At 40.3% G+C, this 19,822-nt stretch carries 23 protein-coding genes and 1 riboswitch; of the genes, 21 read left to right on the top strand and 2 right to left on the bottom strand.

Going from position 1 to position 19,822, the window contains the following annotated elements:
* Nucleotides 1-128: 128 nt before the first annotated feature.
* A riboswitch (FMN riboswitch) is annotated at nt 129-261 on the top strand.
* 149 nt (nt 262-410) lie between these two features.
* Nucleotides 411-992 (top strand): ECF transporter S component, encoded by a 582-nt coding sequence (locus tag MHB38_RS10990; protein WP_019744031.1) that lies wholly within the window; start codon nt 411-413, stop codon nt 990-992.
* Nucleotides 993-1,026: 34 nt separating this feature from the next.
* Here the strand turns inward: MHB38_RS10990 and MHB38_RS10985 are convergent, their stop codons facing one another.
* Nucleotides 1,027-1,275 carry a ferredoxin gene (locus tag MHB38_RS10985; RefSeq protein WP_008344492.1) on the bottom strand — a complete coding sequence of 83 codons (249 nt, stop codon included), beginning with the start codon at nt 1,273-1,275 and terminating at the stop codon, nt 1,027-1,029.
* Between the two features lie 268 nt (nt 1,276-1,543).
* Here MHB38_RS10985 and MHB38_RS10980 point away from each other — a divergent pair, with 268 nt between their 5' ends.
* The 17 genes from MHB38_RS10980 to fni all read left to right on the top strand — a co-directional run bounded on the left by MHB38_RS10980 (nt 1,544) and on the right by fni (nt 17,574).
* Nucleotides 1,544-2,599, top strand: a complete 1,056-nt coding sequence (locus MHB38_RS10980) for a helix-turn-helix domain-containing protein (RefSeq protein WP_017359772.1) — start codon at nt 1,544-1,546, stop codon at nt 2,597-2,599.
* Nucleotides 2,592-4,100 (top strand): RecQ family ATP-dependent DNA helicase, encoded by a 1,509-nt coding sequence (locus tag MHB38_RS10975; protein WP_008344495.1) that lies wholly within the window; start codon nt 2,592-2,594, stop codon nt 4,098-4,100. The genes MHB38_RS10980 and MHB38_RS10975 overlap by 8 nt, the downstream gene beginning before the upstream one ends.
* Entirely contained in the window at nt 4,097-4,738 is a 642-nt protein-coding gene (locus MHB38_RS10970; protein ID WP_008344498.1) for a CPBP family intramembrane glutamic endopeptidase, read from the top strand. Before MHB38_RS10975 ends, MHB38_RS10970 begins: the two co-directional genes overlap by 4 nt.
* Nucleotides 4,683-5,447: a LysM peptidoglycan-binding domain-containing protein gene (locus tag MHB38_RS10965; RefSeq protein WP_019744027.1), complete on the top strand. Its 765-nt coding sequence runs from the start codon at nt 4,683-4,685 to the stop codon at nt 5,445-5,447. The genes MHB38_RS10970 and MHB38_RS10965 overlap by 56 nt, the downstream gene beginning before the upstream one ends.
* 64 nt (nt 5,448-5,511) lie before the next feature.
* Nucleotides 5,512-5,964, top strand: a complete 453-nt coding sequence (locus tag MHB38_RS10960; protein ID WP_050827356.1) for a DUF2663 family protein — start codon at nt 5,512-5,514, stop codon at nt 5,962-5,964.
* 87 nt (nt 5,965-6,051) lie between these two features.
* Nucleotides 6,052-6,840, top strand: a complete 789-nt coding sequence (locus tag MHB38_RS10955; RefSeq protein ID WP_019744025.1) for a metallophosphoesterase — start codon at nt 6,052-6,054, stop codon at nt 6,838-6,840.
* 164 nt (nt 6,841-7,004) lie between these two features.
* A complete protein-coding gene (locus tag MHB38_RS10950; RefSeq protein WP_007500984.1) occupies nt 7,005-7,583 on the top strand; it encodes a genetic competence negative regulator in 579 nt (192 codons plus the stop codon).
* Nucleotides 7,584-7,779: 196 nt separating this feature from the next.
* A complete protein-coding gene (locus MHB38_RS10945; protein WP_007500982.1) occupies nt 7,780-9,054 on the top strand; it encodes a Glu/Leu/Phe/Val family dehydrogenase in 1,275 nt (424 codons plus the stop codon).
* Nucleotides 9,055-9,178: 124 nt separating this feature from the next.
* Nucleotides 9,179-10,150, top strand: coding sequence for a YpdA family putative bacillithiol disulfide reductase (locus tag MHB38_RS10940; protein ID WP_017359768.1), 972 nt, complete (start codon nt 9,179-9,181; stop codon nt 10,148-10,150).
* A 155-nt stretch (nt 10,151-10,305) separates the two neighbouring features.
* A complete protein-coding gene (prsW, locus tag MHB38_RS10935; protein WP_008344507.1) occupies nt 10,306-10,962 on the top strand; it encodes a glutamic-type intramembrane protease PrsW in 657 nt (218 codons plus the stop codon).
* A gap of 132 nt (nt 10,963-11,094) precedes the next feature.
* Entirely contained in the window at nt 11,095-12,006 is a 912-nt protein-coding gene (gene sleB, locus MHB38_RS10930) for a spore cortex-lytic enzyme (protein WP_017359767.1), read from the top strand.
* 16 nt (nt 12,007-12,022) lie between these two features.
* A complete protein-coding gene (ypeB, locus tag MHB38_RS10925) occupies nt 12,023-13,372 on the top strand; it encodes a germination protein YpeB (RefSeq protein ID WP_116307088.1) in 1,350 nt (449 codons plus the stop codon).
* A 102-nt stretch (nt 13,373-13,474) separates the two neighbouring features.
* The gene (locus tag MHB38_RS10920) at nt 13,475-14,122 is read left to right on the top strand and encodes a flagellar brake protein (RefSeq protein ID WP_007500975.1); all 648 of its coding nucleotides are present in this window, start codon (nt 13,475-13,477) and stop codon (nt 14,120-14,122) included.
* Between the two features lie 63 nt (nt 14,123-14,185).
* The gene (locus MHB38_RS10915; protein WP_008344514.1) at nt 14,186-14,368 is read left to right on the top strand and encodes a YpfB family protein; all 183 of its coding nucleotides are present in this window, start codon (nt 14,186-14,188) and stop codon (nt 14,366-14,368) included.
* Nucleotides 14,369-14,439: 71 nt separating this feature from the next.
* The gene (cmk, locus tag MHB38_RS10910; protein WP_007500974.1) at nt 14,440-15,117 is read left to right on the top strand and encodes a (d)CMP kinase; all 678 of its coding nucleotides are present in this window, start codon (nt 14,440-14,442) and stop codon (nt 15,115-15,117) included.
* Between the two features lie 223 nt (nt 15,118-15,340).
* Nucleotides 15,341-16,492 (top strand): 30S ribosomal protein S1, encoded by a 1,152-nt coding sequence (gene rpsA, locus MHB38_RS10905; protein ID WP_008344519.1) that lies wholly within the window; start codon nt 15,341-15,343, stop codon nt 16,490-16,492.
* A 14-nt stretch (nt 16,493-16,506) separates the two neighbouring features.
* Nucleotides 16,507-17,574, top strand: coding sequence for a type 2 isopentenyl-diphosphate Delta-isomerase (gene fni, locus MHB38_RS10900; protein ID WP_008344521.1), 1,068 nt, complete (start codon nt 16,507-16,509; stop codon nt 17,572-17,574).
* A 174-nt stretch (nt 17,575-17,748) separates the two neighbouring features.
* On the opposite strand, the gene MHB38_RS10895 is transcribed toward fni, so the two are convergent.
* On the bottom strand, nt 17,749-17,880 hold the full coding sequence (locus tag MHB38_RS10895) for a YpzI family protein (RefSeq protein WP_008344525.1): 132 nt from the start codon (nt 17,878-17,880) through the stop codon (nt 17,749-17,751).
* Between the two features lie 118 nt (nt 17,881-17,998).
* Between MHB38_RS10895 and MHB38_RS10890 the strand changes: the two genes are divergently transcribed.
* The 3 genes from MHB38_RS10890 to MHB38_RS10880 are packed head-to-tail and all read left to right on the top strand — an operon-like array spanning nt 17,999 to nt 19,683.
* Nucleotides 17,999-18,601 carry a YphA family membrane protein gene (locus MHB38_RS10890; RefSeq protein ID WP_419145717.1) on the top strand — a complete coding sequence of 201 codons (603 nt, stop codon included), beginning with the start codon at nt 17,999-18,001 and terminating at the stop codon, nt 18,599-18,601.
* Nucleotides 18,598-19,482: a YIEGIA family protein gene (locus MHB38_RS10885; protein WP_007500964.1), complete on the top strand. Its 885-nt coding sequence runs from the start codon at nt 18,598-18,600 to the stop codon at nt 19,480-19,482. The genes MHB38_RS10890 and MHB38_RS10885 overlap by 4 nt, the downstream gene beginning before the upstream one ends.
* Before the next feature lie 6 nt (nt 19,483-19,488).
* Nucleotides 19,489-19,683: a capping complex subunit for YIEGIA gene (locus MHB38_RS10880; protein WP_008344527.1), complete on the top strand. Its 195-nt coding sequence runs from the start codon at nt 19,489-19,491 to the stop codon at nt 19,681-19,683.
* The last annotated feature ends 139 nt before the right edge of the window (nt 19,684-19,822 follow it).

The following is a 19,822-nucleotide window of genomic DNA, read 5'->3' as shown; positions in this document are numbered from 1 at the left end:
AATTTTTACGCATTTGTCATTATAAATTTTAGGTTTTTTACGATTTCTTAAAACTGATGAATTTGCTCAGGATTTTTATCTGTACAAATGCTCATATATCATATATAATGATGTCGAATTGAATAATGATCAATCTTCGGGGCAGGGTGTAATTCCCTACCGGCGGTGATGAGACATAGTCTCTAAGCCCGCGAGCCTTTTTTGGCAGGATTCGGTGTGATTCCGAAGCCGACAGTATAGTCTGGATGGGAGAAGATGGAGGTTCGTAAACGTTGAAAACATGTCTGTTTATACGTTTATTTGTGTAGCCTAAATTTCCCGCTCCTGTGTATGTATTCAGAGCGGTTTTTTTGTGGCTAAAATTGAACAATCCTCTTTTCGAAAGATTTGATCGAAAAGGAGAGAGAATATTGAATCAAAGTAGAGTAAAACGTTTAGTTGTTACCAGTATGCTTAGCAGTATTTCGTTTGTATTAATTTTATTAGATTTCCCTTTTCCGGGACTTCCAGCGTATTTAAAAATTGATTTTAGCGATATTCCGGCGATTATTGCGATTTTGATTTATGGGCCAGGTGCAGGGATTGCCGTTGAGGCTTTAAAAAATGTACTACATTACCTCATTCAGGGCAGTATGTCCGGTGTTCCTGTTGGGCAAGTAGCCAATTTCATTGCAGGCACATTATTCATTTTGCCAGTCGCTTTTATGTTTAAAAAAATCAAATCAGCAAGAGGAATGGCGTGGTCAATGGTCATCGGTACAGTGCTTATGACCGTCATGATGAGCATTTTAAATTACTTCTTGTTCCTTCCAGCGTACACATGGTTTTTAAACGCACCTGAACTATCAGATCATGCGCTTAAAACAACCATTACAGCAGGAATCTTACCTTTTAACTTTATTAAAGGAATCATCATCACCATCGTCTTTAGTTTCATTTTTGTCAAAATGCGTCCGTGGTTTGAAAATAAACGCCGACTTCAAAATAGTTAATATAAAAAAAGCCCCTTTAAAAGGGGCTTTTATCCTATTCATGCTTAAGTGGATCACCATCGAAAGTTTCGTCCGCAACTTTGATTGAGTCAGTTGGGCAACCTTCAAATGCATCAAGCATATCTTCTTCAAGTACTTCTGGAACTTCTACAGTCCCCTGATTGTCATCAAGCGTGACAAATGCAATGCCTTCATCATCATAATCATAAATGTCTGGAGCAGCTGCACCGCATGCGCCGCAAGCAATACATGTGTCTTTGTCTACAATTGTATATTTTGCCATGTTAAAAAAATACCTCCCAGATTGTTCGATGGAACAAATGGTTTAACCTTTTTAGTTTCACCGATAAAAAACCAATTTCCTCAAACCTTATTGTAATGATTTTAAATTCACATTTCAACTGTAAAGTGATTGAGAATGCTTATCACATAAGGGTTTGTTCATAACTTTCCCCCATTAATTGAGTTTAAACATTTCTTCTTCAATGAAATCTGTTAAAATAAAGGGAGAAAATATTCGAATTTTGTCAGGAAGACAGGTGCTTTGGTCAATGACGATTCATTACTTGGATGTCATGTTGATGGACAGCGTACATAAATTGAACGGCGAACGCTCCATTAGTGCTGTCTACCATCTTTTTAAAGGAAAAAAATCATCTCAAACGATACAGGATGCAAGTTTGTTTCAGCTCTCTAGCTACTTCGGCTGCTATCCAGCTTTTACGAGGGATCAGCTGAACCGCTCTGTAAAAAGGCTGCTAGAGCAGCACTTAATCAGCAGAAAGACAGAGGATACATTCATTGCCACAGATGAAGGAATAAGTATGCTAAGTCAGCGTTTTGCTGAAAAACCGATGCCAGTTTATTTTGATGGTGCCAAGTATCATGATAAAGCAAAGGTGTTATGGATGAGGCTGTCTTTACTTGTGCAGGTCCTTTCACATCATGCAGCGAGATCACAACACTATGTGCCGATTCAAAGAGATATATCGGTTCAAAACTGGACGAAATCCTTTTTCTCGCAATATCACCAGAAGAAAAAGCTTTCTGAAGATATCCATCATGAGCTTGAAACACTTCTGGCTCATTTAACTGATCAAGAGGCACTGCTTTTTGTTTATTCATTGACTTCCAATGAAAGAATCGGACGGACGTACCAGCAAATGGCGGAATGGATGAAAGAAGATGTATGGTATGTTTACTTGCTTTTTTGGAATGTGCTCCATTATTTTATTCAATGTGCGCAAAAAGGTGAGGCACCGATCATCCAGCGAATGATAGATGATCTTCAATTCAAACGTGTGCTGACCACCTCTACCCATAAAACGCTTGAGCTTGTACAAAAAGGGTTCAGTATTGATCAGATTGCTCATATTCGTTCATTAAAAAAAGCGACAATTGAAGATCATATTGTGGAGCTCTCGATACATGAGCCGAGCTTCTCGATCGAACCATATGTCAGCAGTGAAGCTCAAAAGGCGATACATGAGGTAGCCGGTCAGCTCCAAACCAACAAGATGAAGCTGATCAAAGAAAGTCTCGAGCATTCATTTACTTATTTTCAAATACGATTGGCATTGACAAGGATGGTGAAAGCAAGTGGATAAGCTTCATCAGACGCTGATGCGATACTTTGGTTATGATGCCTTCAAAACAGGTCAGGAGGACATTATTCGAAGTGTACTTCAACAAAAAGATACGGTTGCCATGCTTCCTACTGGTGGCGGGAAGTCACTTTGTTATCAAATTCCGGGCTATTTGACAGACGGGTTAGTGCTGATCATTTCACCTCTTTTATCACTCATGGAAGATCAAGTAGAACGCATGAAAATGCGCGGTGAAAAGCGAGTGGCTGCGCTTAACAGTACACTGTCCTTTCAGGAAAGAAGACATATTATTCGGCATTTGCCATCATATAAATTTTTATTTGTCGCACCTGAGGCGCTTATGTCAGAGGTATTGGTAGAGCAGCTCAAAGCGATGCATGTTGGTCTATTCGTTGTAGATGAAGCTCACTGTATATCGGAATGGGGACATGATTTCCGCCCGGAATATTCCAAGCTTGGGGAATGGAGGGAAGCGCTCGGTAATCCTGTCGCCTTAGCACTAACGGCAACTGCGACGAAACAAACCTTAAAAGATACTGTGCAAACGTTGCGGCTAGAGCATCCAGATGTTCATATTCATTCAGTCAACCGGCCGAATATTGCACTATTAAAAGAGGCGCATGAAACGAAAGAAGCAAAAGAGAAACGAGCACTTGAGCTTGTGGAAACCCTTCAAGGGCCTGGGCTGATTTATTGTCCGACCCGGCAAATGACAGAAGATATCTCACGTTTGGTGAAACAAAAAACGCATCAACGTGTAGAGTTTTATCATGGCGGAATGGAGTCAGGAGACCGCATGCTGATCCAGCAGCAATTTATCAGTGGTCAAATTGATCTCATTTGCTGTACAAGTGCTTTTGGAATGGGAATTGATAAAGCAAATATACGCTTTGTGATTCATATGAGTCCGCCTCAGTCAATTGAAGCATTTATGCAGGAAATTGGAAGAGCTGGACGGGACGGGAAAAATAGTGTGAGCGTTCTTTTATATACAGAAGAGGATGCGGATATTCAAAGTCATTTGATTCAAGCAGAAGGTTTTGATGATCCAGAAATTGATTTTTTCTTAGCCAGAGTATCACAAATGCCGATAAATGATGAAAAGAAATTACGTGAACAATTGATGGAAGCAGGGCTTCAGGAGACGCGTGCGCGAATGCTCTCGCATTATTACATGATGTACCAAACTGAACAGCCCCGTTTGCTCATGAAGAAGCTGAAAGAAAAGCTGCAGGATAGACAAACAGAGAAGCTAAAAAAAGTGTGGCAGTTTAAAGAGCATATCACTGGTCATCCCTGCTTTAGGCAATCTCTGTTATCATACTTTGATGAGCAGCTTGATCTAACGGAGGACGCTTCATTTGGGAACTGCTGCTCTTCATGCGGACTTGACCTATCAGATTACGAAAAAAAAGATCAACCATTGGAGCTGAATGAAATGAAACACTGGAAGACCGAGCTGGATCGTCTGTTTCACCTGACAAAAGAGGCGCAGCATTGATTGAACAACATCGCCGTATTATTGAAAAATTAACCGATCGACAAGTAGTAGAACAGTTGTATTTCACACAGCTGCTCATGCTGATTGTCTCTTTTTTACTAGGGATGTTTATGTTTGATCATTGGACTGATTTTACAGCCCTATGGCAGATCCGAGATATGCGTATCCTGACTTATGGAATTGGCGGCGCTTTGCTTGTGATTATTGTCGACGCTATTGTCATGAAGGTGTTTCCGGCTCATATGTATGATGATGGCGGATTAAATGAAAAAATGTTCAAAAACCGCAGCATCCCGCATATTGTTTGGTTAACGCTGCTCATTGCCTTTTCAGAAGAAATTTTATTTCGCGGGATCGTTCAGCAGCAATTTGGACTGGAGATTGCAAGCATTGTGTTTGCACTTCTTCACTTTCGCTACTTGTCAAAAATACTCTTGTTTATCCTTGTGGTTTCTATTAGTATTTTTTTAGGACTTTTATACGAGTGGACAGGGAATTTATTCGTTCCTGTCATGACACACTTTGTCATTGACTTAGTCTTTGCATGTCAAATTCGTTTTAAATATTGGGGGAGGGATGAACATGGAAGAAATGTCGAGAATGAAGAGAAAAAAGCAGCAGCTGACAAACATCCATGATGATGATGTAGAGGAAAATCTTGAAGAAGAAAAAGTGCATCCTTCAGATGACTCTCACTTTCCTACACGAGAAGATTTTCATGAATATAAAAAGCAGCGAACCAAAAAGGTGCGTAATCCATTGTTTACGACACTGGCTATTATCTTTCCTATTATTGTCGTCACGGTTTTCTTCCTGTTGATTTATTACACATCAAAGGAAATTAACGATAATAACAATCAAGGTGTATATATTGATAAAACATCGAGTGCTGACACAGATCCAGTCCCGTCAGCACTTGTTGAAACAAAAAATGATTCAAGCGCTGACAAAGCGGATGCATCTGATGACGAGAAGAAAAAGAAAGATGCTGATAAAGAAAAGCAGCGTTCAAAAGAAAAAGCAGAGCAAAAGAAAAAAGAACAAGCCGCTAAAGAGAAGGCTGAGCGTGAAAAGGCCGAAGCTGCAAAAAAGCGTGAGCAGCAGCAGCTCGCTCTTCAAAAACAGCAAGAAGAGAAAAAGCGAAAAGAAGCAGAAGAGAAGAAGAAGCAGGAAGAAAAGCCTGTTCGTGTCGTGCAGCATACTGTTGGACCAGAGGAAAACTTGTATCGAATTTCCATGAAGTATTATCAAAACCGATCAGGGGAAGAGAAAATTCGAGCTTACAATCATTTAAAAGGAAATAGCGTGTACAGCGGACAAGTATTGAATATCCCATTAGAAAATTAATATTTGACATGAATGAATCGAAAAGCACATACATATGTAGAAAAAAGGGACAAGGGTGTATGTGATGACATTGCACGCAATCAGCCGCTATATGGATCAGCCTACACAGAAAATGATTGAAACATTGATCAAAAGGAAACGCAAATACGAGGGATTTGCAAAACAATGCAAAAGGTGGCAATGGACAGCCCTTTTATCACTTGCGATTCTTCTGTTTTATTTTGTGATAACAGCTAATAGCGGGGGCTCCCTGCAGCCGGAAGCGATGATTGCCACATTGCTTGGCCATGAAGTGTTTCTGTTTTGGATCATGGCTGAAGTGTTTGCTTTTTACGCATCGTATTATTATAAGAAAAAAGAAGAAAAGGCTGAGGATGAATATCATAAGCTCAGATGTGAAATTATACAGAAAAGCACAGATTTATGGCCTCAATCAAATCAGTGGGAAGAGCGCGAGGCCGTTTTTCACTTCATGCAGACGCAATATGACATCAACCTCTATTATGAAAGTAAATAAATGAGCAAAAGACGTTTAAACAGTTGAAACGTCTTTTTTCATTCAAGCGTCCTATAAAAGAAAGCTGATACAAGGGAGTCATTCATAATGAAATATGCCATCGGATTTACTGCTGCCATAGCAGCTGTGACAACAGGTGTGTGTGTAACAGCGAAAATGGTGAAAACGGCAAAACAAAACAACATCAAAAAGCATTACTTTACAATAGAAGGACTGCAGTCAGATCGACCTGCTGTCATTTTCTTTATTTCTGATACACATCGCCGTCTAATTAGTGATACTTTATTAACAGAAGTAGAAGAGCAGCAGCCTGATGTCATTATGATCGGCGGGGACTTAGCTGAAAAGGGAGTCCCTTATGCAAGAGTCGAAGAAAATGTGAAACGTTTAGCAAGGATTGCCCCGGTGTATTTTGTATGGGGGAATAATGACCATGAGCTGCATCAGCAAAAACTTAAAGACATCCTCCATACCTATCAGGTGACGACATTGCAAAATGAGACGGCTGTGTGGGATTTTGAAGGACAGCCCATTAAAATAGGCGGAATCGATGATATCCGGCTTGAAAAAGCAGATTATGAAGCGATACGGCCGGAGTTTGTCAAAGAAGATGTGAATATCCTTTTATCACACAACCCAGATGTGCATCACTTGATGAGTGAAGAAGAGGGAATTGATCTTGTTTTGAGTGGTCATACCCATGGGGGTCAAATTCGTATTGGGAAATTTGGTCCGTATGAAAAAGGAAGAACAGGCCAAGTCAAAGGTGCTTTCTTTCTGATTAGTAATGGTTACGGAACAACAAAGATTCCGATGCGTCTTGGAGCAGAACCAGAAACCCATCTGATCTATTTAATGCCGCTAAAAACGCGCTAAGTTGATGCCCCATCAATATTTTCCATAAAAGTCACCGTAAGCATAGCTTCATGCTTGTCTTCCGTCTTGACACAGTGTAAACTGAATACAAAATTAAGAACCTATGACTCATCATCTCATATACTACAGTATGATGTGTGTTAGAAGAGGCAGGAGGGAACGTTATGCGGCTAGAGCGTCTGAATTATAATAAAATCAAAATTTTTCTCACACTAGATGATCTGACAGACCGAGGTCTTACGAAAGAAGACCTTTGGAAAGATTCGTTCAAAGTTCATCAGCTGTTTAAAGACATGATGAACGAAGCGAATCAGGAGCTCGGTTTTGAAGCGAATGGACCGATTGCTGTTGAAGTATTTTCTCTTCAGGCGCAGGGGATGGTCGTCATTGTGACAAAGAGTCAGCAGGAAGATGCTGATGATGAGTTTGATGAAGATTACATTGAGATGCAAGTCAAGCTCGACGAGAGCAAGCATGTGCTTTATCAATTTGCCTCGTTTGAAGATGTGATTCAACTGTCCCATAGTTTAAGTCGTATTGGACTTTTAGGGGGTACAGTTTACCATTATGAAGGTCAATATTTTCTCAGCCTAGATGATTTCGAAGAACTGTCTGCAGATACGGTCATTTCTATTTTAGCGGAGTTCGGTTCACCGACGACATTAACCATTCACCGGTTAAAAGAATACGGAAAAGTGATCATGCAGGAAGATGCAGTGAAAACGATTCAACTGTATTTTTAATCACTTTTTTCTATTATATTTAATACTGTTGTGATGAAACAACAGTATTTTTTTATATCCATTTTTATATTTATAAACGCTGATATTTTATTTTGATAAAAAACGCTTTTTACCTTTGCTTTACCAGTACGAAGGTGTATACTATTGCTTGAAAGGGAGCAGTAGATCATGAAAGATTTCTAGGGGGTTTATTTTAATGGCAGCCGATCAAAACGCCGCTCATAACGCAGAAGATAAGCTAGATGTTTTAAAGTCAACTCAAACCGTCATACATAAAGCGCTTGATAAATTGGGCTATCCGCAAGAAGTGTATGAATTGCTGAAGGAGCCAATTCGCCTATTAACGGTCAAAATTCCAGTACGTATGGATGATGGATCGGTGAAAATTTTCACTGGTTATCGTGCGCAGCATAATGATGCTGTCGGTCCAACAAAAGGCGGAATTCGATTCCACCCGAACGTTACTGAAAAAGAAGTAAAAGCGCTTTCAATTTGGATGAGTTTAAAATGTGGTATTGTGGATCTTCCTTATGGCGGAGGAAAAGGCGGTATTATCTGTGATCCAAGAGAAATGTCATTTAGGGAGCTTGAAAAACTAAGCCGCGGCTATGTTCGCGCAATTAGCCAAATCGTTGGACCAACAAAAGATGTTCCAGCACCAGATGTGTTTACAAACTCTCAAATCATGGCATGGATGATGGATGAGTATTCTAGAATTGATGAATTTAACTCGCCAGGATTTATTACAGGAAAACCAATTGTTCTTGGAGGCTCACATGGACGTGATACTGCAACGGCAAAAGGTGTAACGATCTGTATCAAAGAAGCGGCGAAGAAAAAAGGAATTGACATCAATGGGGCTCGTGTTGTCGTTCAGGGATTCGGAAATGCAGGAAGTTACTTGGCTAAATTTATGTATGATGCCGGAGCGAAAATCGTAGGAATTTCAGATGCTTACGGCGGTTTGTATGATGAAGATGGTCTCGATATTGACTACTTGCTTGACCGACGTGACAGCTTTGGAACCGTCACTAAATTATTTAATGATACAATTACAAACCAAGAGCTGCTTGAGCTAGATTGTGATATCTTAGTACCTGCAGCCATTGAAAACCAAATTACAGAAGATAATGCGGCAAACATTAAGGCCAAAATTGTCGTAGAAGCAGCAAATGGACCAACGACATTGGAAGGGACAAAAATTCTTTCAGATCGTGGTGTACTGCTTGTTCCAGACGTACTTGCAAGTGCGGGTGGAGTGACTGTTTCTTACTTTGAATGGGTTCAGAATAACCAAGGGTTCTACTGGACAGAAGAAGAAGTGGAAACTCGTTTAGAAGATATGATGGTGAAATCATTTAATAATATTTATGAAATGGCGCAAAACCGCCGTATTGATATGCGACTAGCAGCATATATGGTCGGTGTACGTAAAATGGCTGAAGCTTCTCGATTCAGAGGCTGGATTTAAGCGACTTATTTGCATCGCGCCTTAAAATCTCCTATCCTTAAATAGGAGATTTTTTTATGGAATCATGCAAAGAATCAAACAGCCCAGCAATTGTTATTGCAGTGAAACGACAGGAGTGGAACAAATGAAACAAGAAAAAGCGATCATAATAGGAGGAGGCCCGTGCGGTCTATCAGCTGCCATTGCATTCAAGCAAATTGGGATTGATGCACTTGTGATTGAAAAGGGCAATGTGGTCAACAGTATTTATCATTACCCTACACACCAAACCTTCTTCAGTACAAGTGAAAAGCTTGAGATCGGTGACGTCGCTTTTATCACTGAAAATCGGAAACCCGTTCGTATTCAGGCGCTTTCCTATTACCGAGAGGTGGTCAGACGAAAAAGCCTGCGTGTGAATGCTTTTGAAAAGGTAAACGCTGTGACGAAAAAAGATGGCCGTTTTACGATAAATACATCAAAAGACGACTATACATGTGACTATGTTGTGATTGCGACTGGCTACTATGATCATCCTAACTATATGAATGTAAAAGGGGAAGACCTTCCTCATGTGTATCATTATTTTAAAGAAGGACACCCCTACTTTGATAAAGATGTGACGGTGATCGGCGGGAAGAACTCTAGTGTTGATGCTGCCCTGGAACTTGTGAAATGTGGAAGCAGGGTGACGGTTTTATATAGAGGAACTGAATATTCATCCAGCATCAAACCTTGGATTTTACCAGAGTTTGAAGCGCTTGTTCGAAATGGCACCATTCGAATGGAGTTTGGTGCAGAGGTGAAGGAAATCACAGAACAGGATGTTGTCTTTACAAACCAGCAGGGCCAAACGGATCGAGTGAAAAGTGATTATGTGTTTGCGATGACAGGTTATCATCCTGATCATTCATTTTTAGAAAAAATGGGTGTAACGATCGATCCAGAATCAGGCCGCCCAGCATTTGATGAACAAACAATGGAAACAAATGTAGAAGGTATTTTCATTGCAGGGGTCATTGCAGCTGGTAACAACGCCAACGAAATTTTCATTGAAAATGGAAGATTTCATGGCGGGTTAATTGCAGAAGAAATCAACAAAAGAATCAACGGTTAAAAAAAGAACTGGGTCCTTCTAAGGGATTCAGTTCTTTTTTATGTAAATTGGGATTATATAGAAGATTATTTTTGGGAAATTGGGCTCGAGTCATATAAAAAAGGGGTGATTCGTGGTACGATAATAAAGGATAATGTAGGGAAAGAGGTCTGATTATGATCGCAATCATTTCAGCAGGTTTAGCTCCCGGCATCGCACTTTTAAGTTATTTTTATTTGAAAGATCAATACGACAATGAGCCGGTTCATATGGTCATCAGATCTTTTATGCTAGGTGTCATACTTGTGTTTCCAACCATGTTTATTCAGTATGTCCTCCAAGAGGAAAATATCGCCACGAATCCTATCGTGATTTCATTTGTGACATCGGGTTTTTTAGAAGAATCATTAAAGTGGTTTATTTTAATGGTCAGTGTCTATGCGCACGTACAGTTTGATGAACACTATGACGGGATTGTCTATGGAACAAGTGTCTCGCTTGGATTTGCGACACTTGAAAATATTCTATACTTAGTGGGTCATGGGGTAGAGTACGCGTTTACACGTGCCTTGCTGCCTGTATCAAGCCACGCTTTATTTGGTGTGGTGATGGGATTTTATATAGGTAAAGCTCGCTTCTCTGATAAAAAAGAGCAGCGAAAATGGCTGATTCTCTCTTTAATACTTCCTATCCTTTTTCATGGCTTATATGATTTCATTCTTCTTGGCATGAAAAATTGGGGATATATTATGTTGCCGTTCATGATTTTTTTATGGTGGTTTGGTCTGCGGAAAGCCAAAAAAGCCCGTGCGGTGAAGATGGTACAAATTTAAATTGGAAAACGTCCTATACGTCTTTAGGGCGTTTTTTGTCTTTTCCATCCAATTCCCTCCTGTGATGAATGTATAAAAATAGGGATCGGAAGAAACATATATTCAAACATCAAAAGTACAGGAGGATTAAATATGGACAAAGCTCGTTTCATGAAACAAATCGTCCTTATCTTCTCAATTGTTCTGCTCGCGTCTTCATTGATGACAGCTGAAAAAAGTGAAGCTTTCACAAATCAAGTGATTCAGCGGGGAGCTACAGGAGAAGATGTCGTCGAGCTCCAGGCAAGGCTCCAATACAATGGTTTTTACAATGGAAAAATAGACGGTGTGTATGGCTGGGGAACTTACTGGGCCGTGCGCAATTTTCAAAACCAGTTTGGTGTAAAGAAAGTCGATGGACTCGTAGGGGAAAAAACAAAAAGCCTATTAGTTCAAAAGACGAAATACTATAAAGAGTTTGTGCAACAGCAGTTGCAAAAAGGGAATCAGTTTACGCACTATGGCGGGAAACCTCTTGATCAGCAAACAAAGGCTCCTGCGCAAAGAAACACGCAAAAAAAGACAGCACAAGGTGCAAAAGAGAATCAAAAAAGTCAAAGCGGAGGAAACAGCTCGTCTGGAAACCAGTCAGGAAATGGTCAAGCAAATCAAACGCCGAAACAAACAGCAGCCAACATGCCAGGTGGTTTTTCAAGCAATGACATTCAGCTTCTTTCACAAGCTGTTTATAGTGAAGCGAGAGGTGAACCTTATGAAGGACAGGTAGCGATCGCAGCCGTCATCTTAAACCGTTTAAACAACCCGACCTTTCCAAACACGATTGCTGGTGTCATTTTTGAACCGCTTGCGTTTACTGCTGTAGCAGATGGACAATTTTATATGGCGCCAAATGAAACCGCTAAAAAGGCAGTATTTGATGCCATTAATGGCTGGGACCCATCTGAAAGCGCCGTTTATTACTTTAATCCTGATACAGCGACAAGCCCATGGATTTGGGGAAGACCACAAATTAAACGAATCGGGAAACATATTTTCTGTGAATAAAAAGAGGTGTAAATAAATGATCAGAGGAATATTGATTGCTATTTTAGGAATTGCTGTCATCTCAACAGGATACTGGGGCTATAAGGAGCATCAAGAAAAAGATGCAGTACTGCTTCATGCAGAGAACAACTATCAAAGAGCCTTCCATGATTTAACGTATCAAGTCGATCAGCTGCACGATAAACTTGGCGCAACACTTGCGATGAATAGCCAAACATCTATATCTCCAGCACTGGCAGATGTATGGAGAATGTCATCAGAAGCGCATAACAATGTCAGTCAGCTTCCGCTCACATTGATGCCTTTTAACAAAACAGAAGAGTTTCTAGCGAATGTCGGTGACTTTAGCTATAAATCGTCACTTAAATCTTTATCAGATGAACCATTAAACAAAGATACACACAAAACCATTACCACTTTATATGATCAAGCGGCAGATATTCAAAACGAACTTAGACAAGTGCAACATCTCGTACTCAACAAAAATTTAAAATGGATGGATGTTGAAATGGCACTGGCTGATGGAGATCGAAAAAACGACAACACCATCATTGACGGATTAAAAACCGTTGAAAGAAATGCTGATGCGTTTGCAGATGTTGATCTTGGCCCTACAAATGTGTCAACTGAATCAGAAACGCAAGGCTACAATCACTTAAAAGGGCAAAAGATTTCAAAAAAAGAAGCGATCCGTATCGCCCAGCAATTTGCGCCTGACCATAACAAAGATTTCAAGGTGAGAAAAAGTGGGAGTAAAACGAACCGTGATGTCTACAGCCTGTCAATGTCAGACCCAGATAGCCGAGCAAACTTTTATTTAGACTTGACTGAAAAAGGAGGCCATCCTGTTTATCTTCTTCAGAACCGTGAAGTGAAAAAACAAAAAATCAGTTTAAATGATGCCTCAGAAAAAGCACTAAGTTTCTTAAAGAAGCATGGATTCGATACTGAATCATTTCATTTAGATGAGAGTGCGCAATTTGATAATATCGGCGTATTTACCTATGTCCCTTTACAGAATAACGTATTGCTTTATCCAGATAGCATTCGAATGAAAGTCGCTTTAGATGATGGTGAGGTTGTGGGATTCTCAGCGAAAGACTATTTAATGAATCACAGAAAACGTGACATAAAAGCACCAAAGATTTCTCGAAAAGAAGCTGAAAAGACCTTAAATAAACATGTGAAGATTGAGGATACACATGTAGCTCTTGTTCAAAATGATATGTCAGAGGAAGTTCTCTGCTATGAGTTTTTAGGAACCATTAAAAACGACACATACCGAATGTTTATTAATGCAGATACTGGAAAAGAAGAAAGAGTAGATAAGCTAAAAAATGCAGAACCTATATATAAAGACCTATAGAAAAGGAAGCGAGGAAAAGGCGAATAAGCCTTTTCCTTTTGTTTTATACATGGTTTAATATAAGAGAGGATACGATTTCACAGATGAAAAGAGTGATGAGGAATGTTACAAATAGGGGATGCAATCACAATTGAGTATGTCAATGAGAACAAAGAAGTGAAAACTGCAAAATCGAAAGTTTTGGAAAATAATAACGATGATATTTGCATTAATTATCCAGCTGATAAAGAAACGGGGCGCACGATCTATTTAAATCAAGAAACAGAAATCACCGTCTTCTTTTTCGATGAAAATCAAATTCCATACAAATGTACAAGCAAAGTCATTGGGAAAAGAAAAGAAGATATCCCGATGATTGTCGTTTCTATTCCGCCAAAAGAAGAAATGATTCGGCTTCAGCGAAGAGAATATCTTCGAGTGGATACGATGGTGAAAGCGTCCATTACGCAAAATGGTGAAGAAACCTTCGACACATTTATTGTCAATATGAGTGCTGGCGGTGTAGCAATTGCTGTTCCAGAAGGTGTCTCACTAAAAGAATATGGCGAGGTCGTCACAGAGTTTGAACTTTCACTGAAAGAACCAGTGAAAATTAAAGCGATTGCAGAAATGAATCGCGTTTATCAAGATGAACAGACCGGGAAAACAAGAGCGATCATGGAATTTACTGAAATCACAAACGACCACCAGCAGCACATCATGAAGTACTGCTTCCAGCAGCAGCTTCTAACACGTGTGAAAAAAGTATAAGAATAAAGGTTGTCAAAAGCTTCCATACTAGAGAGAAAGAATCTAGCGTTGGAGGCTTTTTGTATGAAAACAATGGAAAGATGGCTATTCAAAGCAGTGCTCATTCAGCTCATTCTGCTTTTGGCGGTTCAGGTCACCCTTCACTTGACGAAAGGAGAACTATTTTTGTCAAAAGTCGTACAATACGAGGGTGTAAATAACATGAGCATTGAAGATTGGATTGAGACATTTAAGCAAAAGGATTGATAGAAAATTCCCCCGTTTGAGCGGTGATCGTGTTACAATTCATAAGGGAGATTCAATCAAGGAGAGGTATTATGAAAAAGAAATTATCTATCGCAATTGACGGTCCTGCTGCAGCAGGAAAAAGCACTGTGGCAAAAATTGTCGCAGCGAAAAAATCATATATTTATATCGATACAGGTGCGATGTACCGCGCAATTACACTTGCGGCACTCAATCAAGGCGTAGACCTTGAAGACGAACAGGCACTTGATGCTTTATTGAAAAAGACAGTCATTGAACTTGTGTCAACTGACGAAGGTCAAAAAGTACATCTAGACACGATTGATGTCACAGAAGACATCAGAACAGACCGTGTGAGCAATCAAGTCTCTGTTGTTGCAAAGCATCGAGCTGTTAGGGAAGAAATGGTCCGCAGGCAGCAAGAGCTGGGGAACCGAGGCGGTGTCGTCATGGATGGAAGAGACATCGGCACGCATGTTCTTCCAGATGCAGAAGTGAAAATTTTCTTGCTTGCGTCAGTAGAGGAAAGAGCAAAACGCCGTTTTGAAGAAAATCAGAAAAAAGGCTACGATGTCAATTACGATCAACTGATCGAAGAAATTGCAAGACGTGACAAGCTTGATTCTGAGCGGGAGGTATCACCGCTGAAGAAAGCAGATGATGCCATTGAAATTGACACGACTTCTCTTTCTATTCAAGAGGTTGCAGGTAAAATTTTAGATGCAGCAGAGCGTGTAGAAAAACAGTAAGAAATTTTAGAAAACTTTTATAAGTTAGAGGTTTATCTCTTGACAAACAAGGTCTTTTATTAGAAGTTTATACTAATACTATTTTTATTGATCATTCAAGCAATTCTGTTGATTTGAATGTTTCTATAATACATATTCGGCTGGCAATCATCATGCTAAGGACACATATTCACCCAGTCGTTTTAACTAAGCTGTGTAGGTTTGGACCAAGGAGGTTATCGAAATGACAGAGGAAATGAATCAAATCGATGTTCAGGTACCAGAGGTTGGAGATGTAGTGAAAGGGATTGTTTCTAAAGTTGAGGACAAGCATGTCAATGTAGATATCGTCAATGTGAAACAACCTGGGATCATCCCAATCAGTGAATTATCAAGTCTTCACGTTGAAAAAGCATCAGATGTCGTGAAAGATGGCGACGAGTTAGAGCTTAAAGTAACAAAGGTCGAAGACGATGCTTTGATTTTATCGAAACGTGCTGTTGATGCAGACCGCGCTTGGGAAGACCTAGAGAAAAAGTTTGAAACAAAAGAAGTATTTGAAGCAGAAGTAAAAGACGTTGTCAAAGGTGGTCTAGTGGTCGACATTGGTGTTCGCGGATTTATTCCTGCGTCTCTTGTTGAGGCACACTATGTAGAAGACTTCACTGACTACAAAGGAAAAACACTCTCGCTTGTTGTGGTAGAGCTTGACCGCGAAAAAAACCGCGTGATTCTATCGCATCGTGCAGTCGTTGAGCAAGAACAATTAGACAAGAAGCAAGACTTCCTGCAAAAGCTTGCAGTAGGCAGTGTGATTGATGGAAAAGTGCAGCGCCTGACTGACTTTGGTGCATTTGTTGACATTGGCGGCATTGATGGATTAGTTCACATTTCTCAACTATCCCATGCGCATGTCGAAAAGCCATCTGACGTTGTTGAAGAAGGACAGGAAGTAAAAGTCAAAGTTCTTGCTGTTGACCGCGATAACGAACGTATCTCACTATCTATTAAAGAAACATTACCAGGACCTTGGAGCCAAATTGGTGAAAAGGTAAAACAAGGTGATGTTCTTGAAGGAACCGTTCAACGTCTTGTGAGCTTTGGTGCATTTGTTGAAATTCTGCCAGGTGTAGAAGGACTTGTGCATATTTCCCAAATTTCACACAAACATATTGGTACTCCTCAAGAAGTCCTTGAAGAAGGGCAGACTGTGAAAGTGAAAGTGCTTGATGTCAATGAAGATGAAGAGCGCATTTCACTTAGCATTCGTGAATTAGAAGAGAATCCTGAAAAACAAATTGAAGAGGATTACCGTCAATATCAGGCGAAAGAAGAAAATACAAGCGGATTCCAGCTTGGTGACCTGATTGGTGATAAACTCAATAAACTAAAATAATTTGGTGATCAAAATTGACGCGAGCAGAAAGAAAGAAACAGCATATTGAGCATGCTTTGTCGACTGGCCAGCATGCAGCAACAGGTTTACAAGATGTTTCCTTCGTTCACGCCAGTTTACCAGATCTTGCGACATCACAAATTGATACACATACGACAATTGGCGGACTGACTTTCGGTTCGCCAATTTTTATCAATGCAATGACTGGTGGAGGCGGAGAATCGACCTATGAGATTAATCGCTCTTTATCTATCGCAGCGAAGGAAACCAATATTCCAGTAGCAGTCGGATCACAAATGGCTGCACTGAAAGATGCAGACGAACGTCGTACGTATGAAGTGGTTCGAAAGGTGAATCCGGATGGACTCGTTTTTGCCAATTTAGGCAGTGAGGCGACAATTCAGCAAGCGCGGGATGCCGTTGACATGCTGGAGGCAAACATGCTCCAAATTCACTTAAACGTGATTCAAGAGATCGTCATGCCTGAAGGAGATCGTGATTTCAGAGGTGCTGTTGAACGGATCGCAGCCATCACTGAATCAATTGAGGTACCTGTTGTTGTCAAAGAAGTTGGATTTGGGATGAATAAGGAAACAGCAAAGAAATTATTTGATGCTGGAGTTGCTGCTGTTGATGTAGGCGGATTTGGGGGAACGAATTTTTCTAAAATCGAGAACCTGCGCCGTCAAAAAGCACTTCGCTATTTTGACCAGTGGGGAATTCCAACTGCAGCGAGTCTGGCTGAAGTACATACAGCCTTTCCAGATCAAACCGTCCTAGCTTCTGGAGGCATTCAAGATGCACTTGATGTGACAAAATCAATTGCTCTTGGTGCGTCTGCCGCTGGATTAGCCGGCTTTTTCTTAAAATCCCTGACGAGTGGAGGAGAAAAGGGCCTTATCTCTGATATCATTGATCTACAAGATGATGTGAAGATGTTGATGACAGTACTTGGCATGAAGACAATTGAGGAGCTACGGCAAGCTCCAATTGTGCTTACAGGGGAAACAAGTCATTGGCTGAAAGAAAGAGGCGTGGATACTACGTACTATAGTTTAAGAAATAAGAAGACAAAGGACTAAATGAAATTTAGCCCTTTGTCTTCTTTTCAGTGTGAAAGAAAACTTTTTTGTCTATGAAAGGCAGCTCCTTTTTGCGGAGCGAATTTGACATTCGTGAGCACCAATGCGTAGGACTGACACTAAATGCGAGGGTTTGTCTGCACGCTGAGACATGTGGTGATCACATGTCTTTTTTTATTGATTTCTTTTGCGAGCGTCTTCCGGGCCTTCTAAAGTTGTTGCCCCTTTGTGATGAATGGATTGATCGCGGTCAGATTCAACTCTTCTTGACGCCTTTAGGCGTTTTTCCTGTCTATCCTTACCCATTATACATCCCTCCTCAACTATTAGGGTGTCACCTCTTGTTTATTTCATGCAAATCTCGCACCTTCTCATACGTTTAAAAACTGGAAATTTTCCCATAATGTAATTGAGGTGATGAGGGTTGGAGGCATTGTACTATTATTGGTCAATATGGTTCGTTTGGATTATGGTGACATTTATCATGGAGAAAAGCACGTGGCGCAATGTGCTAGGCGTATGTGTTCTCATTCATATTATATGCAGTCATGTCATGGTTTCTATTTTAGACATTAGGATCAATGCAGGATTTTTGATGACCTTTTTATATGCTTGCATGTCATTCGTGATCTTTCGGCCTGCTCATCGAATCATGCGAATCATGCAATTAGGTTCCATGGTCAGTGCGTATGCCTTTTTTATGATTTTTGCATTATATGATCCAGTTTGGTTCACGATAATAAAGGTGGACTGGGTTGTATTTGCCTTGCTGATCTTGATGTGTTTAACATATGGGCATCAGTTAACGGAACGGATCACTTTATGGATGATGGCTATATGTCTGGGGGAAGCCCTTTATGCGCTTACGATTCATCGCCTCACATCTTCCATTGTCATAGGAGATCTCTCGTTTCTTTCCATGGCTGTTCAAGGAGCTGTCTTTCTATTAGGTGTAGGTCAGCTTGAAAAACTCTTGAACACCCGTTCATCTAGAAAACCAGTAAAAGGGGCTGCAAAATCAACATGACGGATTACACGTTTCCTGTGATTATTGGTGTCATCTTTGGGATGGCGGCTAGGCTTTATATGCTAAGAACTGATTATCGGCAATATCCCACATATATTCATGGACAAGTGATTCACATTGCGCTTGGTTTTATCGCATCAGGGCTTGGTGCTATTATTATGCCTGCACTGATCCAGGAAGAATTCACTGCTATTACCTTTCTGACGCTTGCAGCCACGCAATTTCGTGATGTGCGTAATATGGAAAGAAATACATTGACCCAAATGGATTCGTATGAGCTTGTCTCACGAGGCAGTACATATATCGAAGGCATTGCGATTGCCTTTGAAAGTCGAAATTATATTGCCATTCTTACTGCCCTTATTACAACGACCGCCTGTATTTTCTTCTCGCTCGTCGTGGGGACAGTGGTCGGTATTCTTTGTTTTTTCATGGCAAAACTATTAATGTCAGGGAGCCAATTAAAGGATATCGTGAATATTCAAAAAGGGGAACTTCGCTTTGACGGCGCAGGACTTTACGTAAATGATATTTACATTATGAATATCGGGCTGCCTGAAAAGCAAAAATTGATTTTAGAGCATGGAATGGGGTTCATCTTGACTCCGAAGAATTTTAACTCGGCCACAACCATCGCAAACCTTGGGCAGCGGCAGGCTATCTTATTTGATTTATCCAACGTGCTTGGTGTATACCGAGATTCTGGTGAACCATCGCTTTGTCCGCTCGCAAAACGTGATCTGAATAATGGCACACTTGGCGTATTCATTTTACCGCAATGGCAGCGTGAAGATTTAGCTGTCCGTGTATTAGAAGAGGTGCCTATTTTAGAAAATGCTATTAGAATGCCGACAGATTTCATTAAAAAGAAAGTGAGGTAATAGGGCATGGCGAACACCATTGAACAATTTATATTGGCTGTGGCGACAACAAATAAAGAGCGGGTCATTGGCGGAACAGCCGTTTTTTTCTGTGAAAATAAAGAAGAGCTCGACATGTATGCCATGAATTTAGAGGCCATTTTAGATGGAATTGCACACGGCATTGGAGAAGATCTTTATTTGATCGTCAAACATTTTTAAGTTATTCATTGTGGTCTGATTAAAAATTGATATAATATATAAGTTGAACCCTTCATGTTTGAAGGGTTTATTTCATAAAACTGAATGAAAATTATAAATCCCGGTTGAAACATGATGATGAACATATTGAATCGCGGCT

This window comes from Bacillus sp. FSL K6-3176, assembly GCF_038003325.1.
Taxonomy (GTDB): Bacteria; Bacillota; Bacilli; order Bacillales; family Bacillaceae; genus Bacillus; species Bacillus altitudinis.
The sequence above is the reverse complement of the archived record's forward strand: the minus strand, read 5'-3'. Positions and strand labels throughout refer to the sequence as shown.